This is a genomic window from Prevotella sp. lc2012, from assembly GCF_900107065.1.
In the GTDB taxonomy this organism is placed as follows: domain Bacteria; phylum Bacteroidota; class Bacteroidia; order Bacteroidales; family Bacteroidaceae; genus Prevotella.
Genome location: NZ_FNUF01000001.1, coordinates 332,406 through 345,529, shown reverse-complemented (window position 1 = coordinate 345,529; position 13,124 = coordinate 332,406). Strand labels below are relative to the sequence as shown.

12 protein-coding genes are annotated in these 13,124 nt (G+C 45.2%); 8 read left to right on the top strand and 4 right to left on the bottom strand.

The window, feature by feature from the left end:
• Window positions 1–79: 79 nt before the first annotated feature.
• Together BLU99_RS01550 and mtgA are read left to right on the top strand one after the other, a co-directional pair.
• On the top strand, window positions 80–781 hold the full coding sequence (locus tag BLU99_RS01550; protein WP_091899413.1) for a YiaD family glycine zipper/OmpA-like lipoprotein: 702 nt from the start codon (window positions 80–82) through the stop codon (window positions 779–781).
• Between the two features lie 6 nt (window positions 782–787).
• Window positions 788–1,507 carry a monofunctional biosynthetic peptidoglycan transglycosylase gene (mtgA, locus tag BLU99_RS01545; protein WP_091899412.1) on the top strand — a complete coding sequence of 240 codons (720 nt, stop codon included), beginning with the start codon at window positions 788–790 and terminating at the stop codon, window positions 1,505–1,507.
• Window positions 1,508–1,517: 10 nt separating this feature from the next.
• Here mtgA and BLU99_RS01540 read toward each other — a convergent pair whose 3' ends face one another.
• The gene (locus tag BLU99_RS01540; protein WP_091899411.1) at window positions 1,518–2,321 is read right to left on the bottom strand and encodes a TrmH family RNA methyltransferase; all 804 of its coding nucleotides are present in this window, start codon (window positions 2,319–2,321) and stop codon (window positions 1,518–1,520) included.
• Between the two features lie 173 nt (window positions 2,322–2,494).
• Between BLU99_RS01540 and BLU99_RS01535 the strand changes: the two genes are divergently transcribed.
• The 3 genes from BLU99_RS01535 (at window position 2,495) to BLU99_RS01525 (ending at window position 6,118) form a co-directional block, all read left to right on the top strand.
• Window positions 2,495–4,648, top strand: coding sequence for a patatin-like phospholipase family protein (locus BLU99_RS01535; protein WP_369807685.1), 2,154 nt, complete (start codon window positions 2,495–2,497; stop codon window positions 4,646–4,648).
• 23 nt (window positions 4,649–4,671) lie between these two features.
• On the top strand, window positions 4,672–5,481 hold the full coding sequence (locus tag BLU99_RS01530) for a metallophosphoesterase family protein (protein ID WP_091899409.1): 810 nt from the start codon (window positions 4,672–4,674) through the stop codon (window positions 5,479–5,481).
• Between the two features lie 157 nt (window positions 5,482–5,638).
• Window positions 5,639–6,118, top strand: coding sequence for a hypothetical protein (locus tag BLU99_RS01525; protein ID WP_144006068.1), 480 nt, complete (start codon window positions 5,639–5,641; stop codon window positions 6,116–6,118).
• A 34-nt stretch (window positions 6,119–6,152) separates the two neighbouring features.
• On the opposite strand, the gene BLU99_RS01520 is transcribed toward BLU99_RS01525, so the two are convergent.
• Window positions 6,153–7,385 carry a M64 family metallopeptidase gene (locus BLU99_RS01520; protein WP_091899407.1) on the bottom strand — a complete coding sequence of 411 codons (1,233 nt, stop codon included), beginning with the start codon at window positions 7,383–7,385 and terminating at the stop codon, window positions 6,153–6,155.
• Window positions 7,382–7,753 carry a 2-amino-4-hydroxy-6-hydroxymethyldihydropteridine diphosphokinase gene (locus BLU99_RS01515; RefSeq protein ID WP_091899406.1) on the bottom strand — a complete coding sequence of 124 codons (372 nt, stop codon included), beginning with the start codon at window positions 7,751–7,753 and terminating at the stop codon, window positions 7,382–7,384. The genes BLU99_RS01520 and BLU99_RS01515 overlap by 4 nt, the downstream gene beginning before the upstream one ends.
• 231 nt (window positions 7,754–7,984) lie before the next feature.
• On the opposite strand from BLU99_RS01515, the gene serC reads away from it, so the two are divergent.
• Both serC and BLU99_RS01505 read left to right on the top strand, forming a co-directional pair.
• Window positions 7,985–9,052 (top strand): 3-phosphoserine/phosphohydroxythreonine transaminase, encoded by a 1,068-nt coding sequence (gene serC, locus BLU99_RS01510; RefSeq protein ID WP_091899405.1) that lies wholly within the window; start codon window positions 7,985–7,987, stop codon window positions 9,050–9,052.
• A 19-nt stretch (window positions 9,053–9,071) separates the two neighbouring features.
• The gene (locus BLU99_RS01505) at window positions 9,072–9,989 is read left to right on the top strand and encodes an NAD(P)-dependent oxidoreductase (protein WP_091899404.1); all 918 of its coding nucleotides are present in this window, start codon (window positions 9,072–9,074) and stop codon (window positions 9,987–9,989) included.
• 45 nt (window positions 9,990–10,034) lie between these two features.
• Here BLU99_RS01505 and BLU99_RS01500 read toward each other — a convergent pair whose 3' ends face one another.
• A complete protein-coding gene (locus BLU99_RS01500) occupies window positions 10,035–11,714 on the bottom strand; it encodes a glycoside hydrolase family 5 protein (RefSeq protein ID WP_091899403.1) in 1,680 nt (559 codons plus the stop codon).
• 158 nt (window positions 11,715–11,872) lie between these two features.
• On the opposite strand from BLU99_RS01500, the gene BLU99_RS01495 reads away from it, so the two are divergent.
• Window positions 11,873–13,120 (top strand): DUF1015 domain-containing protein, encoded by a 1,248-nt coding sequence (locus tag BLU99_RS01495; RefSeq protein ID WP_091899402.1) that lies wholly within the window; start codon window positions 11,873–11,875, stop codon window positions 13,118–13,120.
• Window positions 13,121–13,124: the final 4 nt, after the last annotated feature.

The window sequence follows — 13,124 nt, the reverse complement described above, 5'->3', positions numbered from 1 at the left end:
AATTTGATATGCATTATATAAATAAATTCTTATCTTTGCACTCAAATATAGTCGTTTAACAATTTTAAAAAGGTAGATTATGAAAAGTTTAAAGTCAATTGCTGTCGGCCTTTGCGCTGTAATGGTGCTGGCTGGATGTAACATTAGTAATACCGCTAAAGGAACTGCTATTGGTGCAGGAGGCGGTGCAGTACTTGGTGCCATCGTTGGTAAGATTGCAGGCAATACTGCTATTGGCGCTGCCGTTGGTGGTGCTGTGGGTGCTGGAGCCGGAGCTATCATTGGTCATAAGATGGATAAAGCCAAGAAAGAGGCTGAAGCCGTTCAGAATGCTCAGGTTGAAGCAGTGACCGATGCCAATGGTCTTGAGGCCGTAAAGGTGACTTTTGATTCTGGTATCTTGTTCAGCACAGGTAAAGCTGATCTCTCTGCTACAGCAAAGTCTTCGCTTGCACAGTTCGCTAATGTATTAAAGGATAATGCTGATTGTGATATCGCCATCCAGGGATATACCGACAATCAGGGTTGGAAGGGATCTACAGCAGAGCAGAGCGCCCAAAAGAATCAGGCTCTTTCATTGGATCGTGCAAGTGCCGTTAGCTCGTATCTGATTGGTCTGACTGTTCCTGCTTCCCAGATTAAGAGTGTGCAGGGATTTGGCGAAGCTAATCCTGTTGCTTCTAACGCCACCAAGGAAGGTCAGGCACAGAATCGTCGTGTTGAGGTTTATCTGTATGCTTCTCAGAAGATGATTCAGGAGGCACAGCAGGCTGCTCAATAACTTCGAATGCAGCTGATTGTACATAAAATTCGCGCCATCATACGCTGGGTATTGGTAGCCTTTTTCGGCTCCACTATTCTTGCGGTGGTGGCGCTTCGTTTTATCCCTGTATATTTTACCCCTTTGATGTTTATTCGCTGTTATCAGCAGATCGCAGAGGGGAAAAAGTTGAAACTTGCCCATCATTGGGTATCTATAGAGAAAATCTCTCCGAGTCTTCCTGTGGCAGTCATTGCCAGCGAAGACGCAAATTTCCTATCTCATCACGGCTTTGACTATAAAGCCATAGAGCATGCTGTCAAACGGAATATGGAGCATCCTGAGAAACGTAGGCTAGGTGCTTCTACAATTTCTCAACAGACTGCAAAAAATGTATTCTTATGGCCCGGTCGCTCTTGGATCCGTAAAGGTCTTGAAGTATACTTTACGGGTTTGATAGAGTTAATGTGGTCAAAACAACGTATTATGGAAGTGTATTTAAATTCAATTGAGATGGGAGACGGTATATATGGAGCTGAAGCTGTAGCGACGGAACATTTTCATACTGACGCTCTTCATCTCTCGCGAGCACAATGTGCGCTCGTGGCTGCAACGCTCCCTAATCCCCGTCGTTTTTCCAGTAAATCCCCTTCTTCCTATATGCTTAGACGTCAATCTCGTATATTGCGTGAGATGAGACATGTCGCCAGTTTCCCGAAAGAAGGTGAGGATGCACCAAAGAAATAAGGCTGTCTTCTTATCTGTTACGTAGTTCCCAAAAGGCGACAGCCGCGGCTGCGGCTACATTCAGAGAGTCGACCTGATGGGACATGGGTATCCTTACAACATAATCAGAATTTTGTATTGTTTGATAGGGAAGTCCGTCCCCCTCTGTTCCCATTATGATTGCCAGTTTTTCAATATCCCTTAATAGGGGAGAGTCAACGTTTACAGAATTTTCTGTAAGAGCCATGGCGGCAGTTTTGAAGCCGAGTTCTCTCAGTTGGGTATAAGAATCAAGCCATGTCCATGGTACTAAGAACACACTTCCCATCGACACACGGATAGCTCTGCGATTTAATGGATCACAACTATTGCGAGTCAGCAGGACGGCATCTATACCTAATGCTGCTGCCGAGCGAAAAATGGCTCCGATATTTGTCGTATCAACCACGCCGTCGATAACAACAATTCTTTTAGCATCTTTACAAGCCTCTACGATTGGAATAGGACGTGGTCTTTGCATGGCGCATAGAACACCTCGTGTCAGTGTATAGCCTGTTAGCCTACTTAATAGTTCTCGTTCTCCTGTGTAAACAGGAATGTTACCGCAGTCTTTTATAATATCTTTAGCGTCTCCTGTAATATGCTTCCGCTCGCACAATAGGGCAGTCGGTTGATAACCTGCACTCAAAGCCACATGGATTACCTTCGGACTCTCCGCTATAAAAAGTCCGTTTGCAGTCTCCATCTTGTTTCTTAGTTGTGCCTCTGTCAGTGTCCCAAATATATCCACACCAGGATGTGACAGAGAACTGATTTCAATAATATTATCTGCCATGAGAATTAAAGACAACATTTTAGACTGCAAATTTATATCTTTTTATCCAAAAAGCTTAGACATTTCATCATTATTTCATATCTTTGTGGCGATTAATATCTATTTTTGGTATGAGGAGATTTGTTATTATATTGGTAGCGTTCTTTCTTGTAACAAAGGTTTTATGTCAGGATGTGGCAGACAGGAAGAAGGTCGCTGTGGTGTTAAGTGGCGGCGGTGCAAAAGGTATGGCTCATATAGGGGCCCTGAAGGTGATTGAGCGCGCAGGAATCCCTGTGGATATAGTCTGTGGCACTTCCATGGGGAGTATTGTAGGGGGATTGTACGCTATCGGGTATAATGCAGATGTGCTTGACTCAATTGTTCGTAACCAAGACTGGAGTTATGTGATTACTGATAAGGAAGATTTAGCACAGCAAAGTCTGGCAGATCGGGAAAAGCAGAATACCTATGTAATCTCAAGGGGGTTGACTATTGGCAAGCGTAATGAGAATGATGGCGGAATCATCAAAGGGAAAAATCTGGCGGAACTATTTTGGAAATTATGTACGGGATATACAGATTCTATAGATTTCTCCCATGACCTTCCCATCCCTTTTGCCTGTGTTGCAACAGACATTGTCGATAATACGGAATACGATTTTCATAGCGGTTGTTTACCTCAAGCCATGCGGGCCTCTATGGCGATTCCTGCCGTGTTCTCACCTGTTCGAAAGGGTGATCATGTGTTGGTGGATGGTGGACTACGTAACAATTATCCTGCGGATATAGCCCGAGAGATGGGGGCTGATATCATTATCGGCGTAACTGTACAGGGGGCTCCGAGAACTGCAGAAGACTTAGGTGGAACAATGAGTATCTTGAGTCAGATCGTTGACGTTAACTGTAAAAACAAGTATGATGAGAATCTGGCGATGACAGATGTGCCTATTCGTGTGAATACGACGGGCTATGGGGCCGCCAGTTTTTCGGCAAATGCCATTGATACGTTGATCAGGCGAGGCGAAGAGGAGGCCATGAAACATTGGGATGAACTTATGACGCTTAAGGATCAGATTGGCATTGACAAGACATATGCTCCACCTCGACTTACTCCGTTACGACCTGCGGTCATGTCCGAGAAAATAAAGATAATAGCATATGAATTTGAGAATATGACCCAACAAGACGAGCGCTTCTTACGGGAAAAGTTCCAACTGAAAGAAGGTGATAGTATCGATGTTCGCAAACAGGAACAGATAACCACAGCTATGAGAATGGACTTGTTCTACCAGAACGCTAAGTCAAGAACGGTACCCAACGGTGATGGATATCAACTTATTCTTACGGCCGGCAACCGTAAGACTAGTCAGGTCAATGCGGGATTTCGTTTTGATACAGAGGAATATGCCGCTGTACAACTAGGAGCCGACTTCCCCTTAAAGACTTCTCTGCCGATGAATGCCGAATTCACATTACGGTTAGGAAAGCGAATGATGGGACGTGCAGAACTCACATTCCATCCTCGTAGTTTTACACGTCCTGCCATATCATATTCCTTTCATAGAAATGATGTAAATATATATTATAAAGGTGATCGTGACTATAGTGTCGTATACAATCAACATCAGGCAGAATTCTCTCCTGTTAACTTGAATGTTCGGAATTTTAATGTCCGGATGTCTATACGCTGGGACTATCTGCATTATCAAGACAAACTAGTAGCGGATGCTATTAATTCTCAAGAACTGTTGTTGGAAAATAGCAGTTATATCAGTTATCGTGCGCAAATCAAGTACAACTCGGAGAATAGTTGGCATTTCCCCACGCGTGGTGCCCGTTTCAAGGCGGAGTATGCATATTTGACAGACAACTTCACGAAGCTTGAAGGTAAGCCTGGTATGAGTGACGTGAATGCCAACTGGCGAATGTCTTTTGCCTTGAGTGAGCACTTTACTGTTCAGCCGATGGTATATGGAAGACTCCTCTTTGGTTCTATCGTTCCCGTTGTCTTTGCCAATGTTATGGGAGGAGAATGGTTCGGGCACTACCTAGAACAACAGATGCCGTTCGTAGGGGTTGGTTATGTGGAATATACACGTCCATTTGTCGTAGCAGCACAACTGCAGGCTCAGCAAAGTCTTGGTAGTGATCATTATCTTCTATTGCGTCTTACTACAGCCCAGCATGCAGCTGTCATAAAAGATATTCCTGATAGTAAGATGATGCTCGGTTGTCAAGCAGCCTATTATTATAATACAATGCTGGGGCCCATAGGTGTAACATTGGGCTATTCCAATAAAACAAAGGAACCATATTTCTATATTAATCTCGGCTATGAGTTCTGATAATAATTAATGGTTCAGCAAGGATGAAGCGGTATATGTATGTGACAATGTCAGTCTCGCTACTGTTTATATATGCATGTGGCGATTTGTTTGACATACATCCCTATGATGTGAATTTTCATGGGGAGACAGACATCAATGCCAAACAGATAACAAGAATTGAAAATGAATTTGCAGACAAGGATACATTACGCGTTGCCTTTATTAGTGACACGCATGGATGGTATTCAGATACAAAAGACGAAATACTTGACTTGAATAATCGTCGAGACATCGATTTCGTTATTCATTGTGGCGATCTGACGGATACCGGAACGGCCATGGAGTATGAGTGGATACGTGATATTCTCGGTGATTTGCATGTGCCATATGTCGGACTTATCGGCAACCATGATTTTCTTGGTACTGGTGATCAGGCGTATATGAAGATGTATGGTAGTATGGATTTCTCGTTTATTGCGGGACGTATCAAGTTCGTATGTCTAAACACAAATGCTACTGAATATGATTACATTGCTGCGGTCCCGAATTTTGATTATATGGAAACTGAAATGGAGATGGATCGGGAACGTTTTGACAGGACGATACTTGTTATGCATGCACCTCCTTATAGCGATCAATTCAATAACAACGTGTGTAAAGCTTTCCGACGCTATCTCGATTTCTTTCCTGGCCTGATATGTTGTGTATATGGGCATAACCACAACGATCTGGTCGACGACATCTATGATGATGGTCTTCTGTTCTATGGTATTGATTGCGCAAAACATCGACGCTATCGCATTTTTACCTTTACTCCCGACGGCTATGAGATGGAACAGATATCTTTTTAGCATATTTCTATTGCTTACTGCTGTTGATATCATGGCAGATGACAGTATCATAGTACAGCAGAATCGTGAAAGCAAGTATGAAAGGCGTGTCTATCGGTATCGCAAGCGATGGGCAAATATGATTCCAACCCAGTTTGTCATTCAGAATGCTGGAAATATGGGGATAGCCTCTATGGGGTTTGGGTGGAATTATGGTAATCGGAAACAGTGGGAGACGGATTGTATGATCGGATACATACCAAGGCATCAGACCTCTCGAGGTAAGTTGACGATGACTGTTAAAGAAAACTATATTCCATGGAGTTTGACTCTATATAAAGGCTACAGTATCGAGCCGTTGACTGCCAGCATTTATTTGAATACCGTATATGGACATGAATTCTGGAAAACGCAGCCAGGACGTTATCCGGACAAGTACTATGAATTTATGTCGACGAAGTTCCGTCTGAACATCGCGCTTGGCCAACGCTTCACCAGACAAATTCCGTTGGAAAAACGTAAAGGCTGCAAAAGCATCTCCTTGTTTTACGAAATCAGTACATGCGACCTTTATATCCGTTCCAAGATCATGGATCATGATGTCCCACTGAAAGATATCATTGGCTTATCACTTGGCATTAAACTCCAAACATTGTAATACTCCTATGACATCCACGCCATAAACAAAGCCTCTATTTCGTGTAGAAATCAATCAGGCGAATAAGAGCTTGTTGGCATACTAGACAAAACTCCGGCTCTTCATTTGTACGCATACGACAGTTCTCAAAGCCACGCCACACACCTTTTGTCAGGTATCCGCCTCCTTCAATGAGTCCAGCTTTCCCTTCCTGAACAAGTTTTTCCCATTTTCCATGGAAATTATTCTGAGTCGTCAGGTTGGGTTCCCATGGCTCTGTATCATAGAAATACATGGGATCATCTTCTCCGTAAGGATACTCATCGCCTAAACCTCCGAATGAGTGTCCAAACTCATGGACGACAACAGGTCTGAAAAAAGGTCCGTGTGCATCAGTAAGTGTATAAGAATTGTAGATTCCACCGCCTCCGTAACGTTGTCCGTTAACCAAAACAATTATATGTTCATAGGGTATGCCAGCCAAAATGTCGTTCAGTTTTTTCAAATGCAGTGTTGTCAGGTAGCGTTCACTATAGAACGTGTCAAAATGGGCACCGAGGATTGTATTCCGCCATATACCTTTGCTTGGTTCACTGACCCCGCTTTCTTCAGATGGTGACATCACGGCCACCATATTGAAACGATCCTGCATCTGTTTAAAAGGATCATGCGTAAAAAGAGCATTCATCGCATTTTTGCAATCTTCGATGAAAACGCTCATCTCATGGGGTTGATATCCCTCTGCGACATAAGCTACATGAATACATCGTGTGGTGTCTGCCGCTTGTTGCAGTGTGATATGCGGCGTAATCTGCCGTTCACCTGCTCTTCGAATTAAAATATCATGAGGATCAACAGTGTGTGTCATGGTAGCGTTGATTCTGTCATGATAGTCTCTAAGTTCTATAGTGATATCGATGGAATCTTTAGGAAAAGGAATGAGGAATACATTCTCAAAAGATTTCTTTGTCGTCTTTGATTCTGCAGTTGACAGCCACTCTTGAAAAAGACTTGAGAAAGAATGACGATAGATAATATCCTCACGTCCATGTATACGAACGATAATTTGTCCATTCCCACGTAGTGGAACCTCCGACAAATGCTGGCGCTTCCCATACCACCGAGGTAGCGAAATCAATTCATCCACATAAATACTCTGGTTTTGATGATCACCCGAGAAAGTATAGTCAAGTCGGAGAGTGCGATCTTCAAAGTACTGATCAAAATCTTGCGAGAATAATGACAAGAAGTTTAGATATAATATACTGATTAACAATAATTTTCTCATAATTCGCTAATTAGATTCTTTACATAGTCTCTTTCCCAATCCCGAATGTGCAAAAGCTCATCGTCATATTGTAAAAGATCCAAGTCGATGGTTACAATTCCATCCTCATTATGTGTTCGTCCTTGTCTCTTCTCAATCTCCTTTAGCACTTCATTTGTAAGGTTCAAACTGAAATCGGTTTTAGCCTTGCAGAGTTGATTCAGATAAGGAGCCGGGCAAATGGAGTGGATAGGTTCGGTCCATTGTTCTGATGTAAAATGCAGATCGCTCAGTAACAGAGACAACTGTTCCCTAGCAGCCTTTAAATTTTGTTCCTGATTCTCGTTAGAAGCAAGACAAATGATGATCTGATGTTTCTTGTGAGTCATAACGAATGCAAAGATACGAAAAAAACATTTTAATCCGCACTATATTAGAAAATTATTCAGTAAATTTGCAGTATGATATTGAATATTTGGCAAGCCGACTTGACAAAATGAAAGAAAAAGTTATATTTTCGTGAATTTCTGCTCAAATATTTGGCAGAATAAAATAAAAAGTGTAATTTCGCAGCGTTTTTCAAAAACGAATTAGTTAAACCAATAAAAATAAGAATCAAAATGAAGAAGTACAACTTTAATGCTGGTCCCTCGATGCTTCCCCGTGAGGTCATCGAGAACACCGCTAAACAGTGTCTCGATTTCAATGGCTCTGGTCTCTCTCTGATGGAGATCAGCCACCGTGCAAAGGACTTTCAGCCTGTCGTTGATGAGGCTGTGGCTCTGGTTAAGGAACTGCTTGATGTTCCCGAGGGCTACTCCGTTATCTTCCTTGGCGGTGGTGCCAGTCTTGAGTTCTGTATGATTCCTTACAACTTCCTGATCAAGAAGGCCGCTTACCTGAACACTGGTGTTTGGGCCAAGAAAGCCATGAAGGAGGCTAAGTTGTTTGGTGAGGTCGTTGAGGTGGCTTCTTCAGCTGATGCGAACTATACGTTCATCCCTAAGGACTGGAGCGTACCTGCTGATGCCGACTATCTGCATATCACAACCAACAACACCATTTACGGTACAGAGATCCGCAAGGATCTTGATGTTCCCGTTCGTCTGATTGCTGATATGTCATCGGATATATTTAGCCGTCCTGTTGACGTAGCTAAGTATGATGCTATCTATGCTGGTGCTCAAAAAAATCTGGCCATGGCTGGTGTCACAATCGTGATTGTTAAGGATGATGCTCTGGGCAAAGCTCCGCGTGAGATTCCTACAATGCTCGACTATCGTACACACGTAGATAAAGGCTCGATGTTTAACACACCGCCTGTAGTGCCTATCTATTCTGCTCTTGAGAACCTCCGTTGGATTAAGAAACAAGGTGGTGTAGAAGCTATGGACAAATTGGCTAAGCAGCGTGCTGAGATCGTATACGGCGAGATCGACCGCAACAAGTGCTTCGTCGGTACAGCCAAGGAAGAGGACCGTTCACTGATGAACCTCTGCTTCGTGATGGCTCCAGAGTACAAGGAGCTCGAGAAGGACTTCCTTGACTTCGCAGTTTCTAAGGGTATGGTCGGCGTAAAGGGTCACCGCTCGGTAGGCGGCTTCCGTGCTTCTTGCTATAATGCACAGACCATTGAGGGATGCAATGCGCTTGTTGCCTGCATGAAGGAGTTCGAGGCCAATCATTAATTGTTGACAGTTTACAGTTATGAAAGTATTAGTTGCAACAGAGAAACCATTCGCAGCAGCCGCTGTCAATGGGATCAAGGCAGAAGTAGAGGCAGCCGGCCATGAGTTGGCGCTGCTCGAGAAATATACAGAGAAGGCTCAGTTGCTCGACGCCGTTAAGGATGCCGACGCGCTGATTATCCGTTCTGACAAGGTCGACGCCGAGGTACTCGACGCCGCCAAGCAGCTGAAGATCGTGGTTCGTGCCGGTGCTGGTTACGATAACATCGACCTCGCTGCCGCCACGGCCCACAATGTGGTTGCCGAGAACACGCCGGGTCAGAATGCCAATGCCGTAGCCGAGCTCGTGTTCGGTCTGCTCGTGATGGCCGTTCGTGGATTCTACAACGGTAAGAGCGGTTCAGAGCTGCTGGGCAAGAAACTCGGTATCCTTGCTTTCGGAAATGTAGGCCGCAATGTAGCCCGCATCGCCAAGGGCTTCGGTATGGATGTCTATGCCTTCGATGCTTTCTGTCCTGCAGAGGTGATCGAGAAGGCCGGTGTTCACGCCGTTGCTAATCAGGACGCTCTCTTCGAGACCTGTGATGTTGTCTCACTGCATATCCCCGCTACCCCTGAGACCAAGCAGAGCATCAACTACGCTCTGGTGGGTAAGATGAAGAAGGGTGGTATCCTTGTGAACACAGCCCGTAAGGAAGTGATCAACGAGCCCGAGCTGATCAAACTGATGGCCGAGCGCGAGGATCTGAAGTTCGTTACCGACATCATGCCCGATGCCAACGACGAGTTCGCGAAGTTCGAGGGGCGTTATTTCTCAACCCCGAAGAAGATGGGTGCTCAGACAGCCGAGGCAAACATCAATGCCGGTATCGCTGCCGCCAAGCAGATCAATGCCTTCTTCAAGGATGGCGATACGAAGTTCCAGGTGAACAAGTAAAAACACTCCTAAATAAAGAAGCCTCCCAAACCGGGAGGCTTTTTTTTATTTCATCACGACCTTTCGTCCGTTTTGGATATATATTCCTTTCCGAGGATTCGAGACACGCTGGCCATGGAGGTTGTAGATGGCATCGTCGGCCTCGGCCTTTTGGAACCGGATGCCTTGGATGGCGGTGGTCTTAGGGGTAGACTCTGAGCTGACGGTACATCCCCAACCTACGGTTACTGATCCGGAAACCTCCGTATCATCCGTCTTAATCAGTTTCACATCATTCAATTTGGCTGTCAGGGCTGTTCCTTCAAGCGCCTGGAGTGTGATGCGATAGACGCTTGATCCCAGTTTGGTGGCGTCGAAGTCGAGTGTCGAGGTGGCGGAACCAGCCTGCAGAGCAATGTACTGTTCATTGTGCTTGGCGCTACCGTCGTCGTTTTTGCCAATGATGTCACCATACACCTTGATCTGTAGCTTGTCAGAATAGTCGTTGTCTAATTCCACGCGAATACTCTTGTAGTCGCTCAGTTTGAACGAGGTGGTATTGTTCCATCCGCCATAGAGAAACAGCTCTCCCCACTGACTGTTATAGTTGATGGTATATACCGTCTGATAGTCATCAGGCGTGGGATACTTATAACCGTCGGTACTGCCATAGTAGGCCTTGATGAGGGTCTGGGCGAGATCAGCTTGATGGAAAGCGGGTAGGGTGCGGTAGGTGCCATCTGAGAGTCCCATCCAGTAGAAGGTCCCGACACCATTCTCCTTGGCCTTCTTGACGAGATAGTCCATGGCATAGAGAGCCACCTTACGATCCGTATTGTAATAGTCGATATTCGAAGGCCATGTGGTGAATGTCGCATATTCTCCGATGATCACAGGAGCCCTGTTCAGCAGATTCTTCTTGATATTATTGAGCAGGTTGTCGATCTCATTCTTCGCATTGCTCTCACTCGTCCAGTTAGGATAGCTGTGCAACTGGAAGATGATATGCCCTGTTTCTTCTGGCAGCTCCAGTTGTTTCATGGCGTCACCGGTGCTGCTGGCAGAGTAGGTGTTCACGACCAGATTGCGATCCTTGTTATTGCCACCAGTAGCACGGACGATGGTCACGAAACTCTTGGCATAGTCGTTGATGGCCTTATAGCCATCCGTCTTGTCAACAGGCTCGTTCCAGGTGTTCTTCTCGTCAAGCATCTCGTTGAATGCCTCGAAGAGCAGCTTCTGGTCATAGTCCTTGAATGTCTCGGCAATCTGTTTCCACAGACCTTCGTATTTTGCCTTGTTCGTGTTGTAGTTGTTGCCTGATGCCTTCAGCCACGACTTGTAGGTGTTGCTGTCCGCACCTGTATCGTGATGTACATTGAGGATGCAGTACATGCCCTGGTCGATCACATAGTCTACCACCTCTTTGACGCGATTCATCCATGCGGCGTTCACCTTGCCGTTGCTATCCATCTCCTGATACCAGGTCACGGGCACACGGATGGCACTGAATCCTGCCTCTTTCATCATCTTCAGGAGCTCAGGCTTTGTAACGGGCTGTCCCCAGCAGGTCTCATGCTCAGCCGTGGTCGTCCAGGTCTTCGAAGCGTCATTTGCATCAAGGGTGTTGCCAAGATTCCAGCCCACGCCCATGTTCTTCACGGCATCTTTGGCCGTCTCGAAATCAGCGGCCTGTGCATACGAACACATCACCAGGCCACACAGTAATAGTAGAGTTTTCTTCATACAAAATGTTTTTGGGTCATATTTATAGTTTTATCTCCCGCAAAGATACCATTTATTTGTGAAGTGGGCAAATAATATTCCGAAGATTTTGAGAATTCGGAACTTTTGAGTAATTTTGCAGTCCTATCTATCAGTAACTTCATTATAAATATTAGAATATGGCAATTATCAAACCTTTCAAAGGTATCCGTCCACCCAAGGAACTGGTGGAGAAAGTGGAAAGCCGCCCCTACGACGTCCTTAATTCCGAAGAGGCACGCGCAGAGGCCGGCGACAACGAGATGAGTCTGTATCACATCATCAAGCCTGAAATCGACTTCCCTGTAGGCACTTCAGAGTATGATCCCCGTGTCTATGAGAAGGCCGCCGAGAACTTCCAGAAGTTCCAAGACAAGGGTTGGCTGGTGCAGGACGCTGACGAACATTATTATATATATGCCCAGACCATGAACGGCAAGACGCAGTACGGTCTTGTGGTATGCGCCCATACCGATGACTATATGGCCGGCCGTATCAAGAAGCACGAGCTGACACGCCGCGACAAGGAGGAGGACCGCATGAAGCATGTGCGTGTGAACAATGCCAACATCGAACCGGTGTTCTTCGCTTATCCCGACAACAAGGTACTCGATGATCTGATCATGCGCTATGCCGCTACCGAGCCCGAGTACGACTTCATTGCGCCCATCGACGGTTTCCGTCATCAGTTCTGGATTGTCTCTGATGATAAGGATATTCAGATTATTACCGAAGAGTTCGCAAAAATGCCTTCTCTGTATATCGCAGATGGACACCATCGTAGTGCTGCTGCTGCTCTTGTTGGCGCAGAGAAACAGAAACAGAATGCCAATCATAAAGGAACCGAAGAATATAATTTTTTCATGGCAGTATGCTTCCAGGCTTCTCAACTTACTATTCTCGATTACAACCGGGTTGTGAAGGACCTCAATGGTCTTTCGTCAGAAGAGTTCCTCGCATCACTGCAGGTTAACTTCGAGGTTGAGGATAAGGGCATCGAGATTTATAAACCTCAGCAGTTGCACGAGTTCTCGCTTTATCTTGACCAACATTGGTATAGTCTGAAAGCAAAGGAAGGAACATATGACAACAATGACCCCATTGGAGTTCTCGATGTGGACATTTCCAGTCGATTGATTCTTGATGAGATTCTGAACATTGGCGATTTGCGCTCATCTCAGCGTATTGATTTTGTGGGAGGTCTGCGTGGTCTTGGAGAATTGAAACGTCGTGTAGATTCTGGTGAGATGCGTGCAGCTTTGGCACTTTATCCTGTCTCTATGCAACAGATTATGGATATTGCCGACAGTGGAAAGATTATGCCGCCGAAGGCTACATGGTTTGAGCCGAAACTTCGTTCTGGCTTAGTCATTCATAAACTCAGCTAATTAT

What these genes read in the sequence shown, in the direction of transcription:
- BLU99_RS01550 (WP_091899413.1), top strand. Translation starts at nt 80, where the DNA reads ATGAAAAGTTTAAAGTCAATTGCTGTCGGCCTTTGCGCTGTAATGGTG.
- mtgA (WP_091899412.1), top strand. Translation starts at nt 788, where the DNA reads ATGCAGCTGATTGTACATAAAATTCGCGCCATCATACGCTGGGTATTG.
- BLU99_RS01540 (WP_091899411.1), bottom strand. Translation starts at nt 2,321, where the DNA reads ATGGCAGATAATATTATTGAAATCAGTTCTCTGTCACATCCTGGTGTG.
- BLU99_RS01530 (WP_091899409.1), top strand. Translation starts at nt 4,672, where the DNA reads ATGAAGCGGTATATGTATGTGACAATGTCAGTCTCGCTACTGTTTATA.
- BLU99_RS01525 (WP_144006068.1), top strand. Translation starts at nt 5,639, where the DNA reads ATGGGGATAGCCTCTATGGGGTTTGGGTGGAATTATGGTAATCGGAAA.
- BLU99_RS01520 (WP_091899407.1), bottom strand. Translation starts at nt 7,385, where the DNA reads ATGAGAAAATTATTGTTAATCAGTATATTATATCTAAACTTCTTGTCA.
- BLU99_RS01515 (WP_091899406.1), bottom strand. Translation starts at nt 7,753, where the DNA reads ATGACTCACAAGAAACATCAGATCATCATTTGTCTTGCTTCTAACGAG.
- serC (WP_091899405.1), top strand. Translation starts at nt 7,985, where the DNA reads ATGAAGAAGTACAACTTTAATGCTGGTCCCTCGATGCTTCCCCGTGAG.
- BLU99_RS01505 (WP_091899404.1), top strand. Translation starts at nt 9,072, where the DNA reads ATGAAAGTATTAGTTGCAACAGAGAAACCATTCGCAGCAGCCGCTGTC.
- BLU99_RS01500 (WP_091899403.1), bottom strand. Translation starts at nt 11,714, where the DNA reads ATGAAGAAAACTCTACTATTACTGTGTGGCCTGGTGATGTGTTCGTAT.
- BLU99_RS01495 (WP_091899402.1), top strand. Translation starts at nt 11,873, where the DNA reads ATGGCAATTATCAAACCTTTCAAAGGTATCCGTCCACCCAAGGAACTG.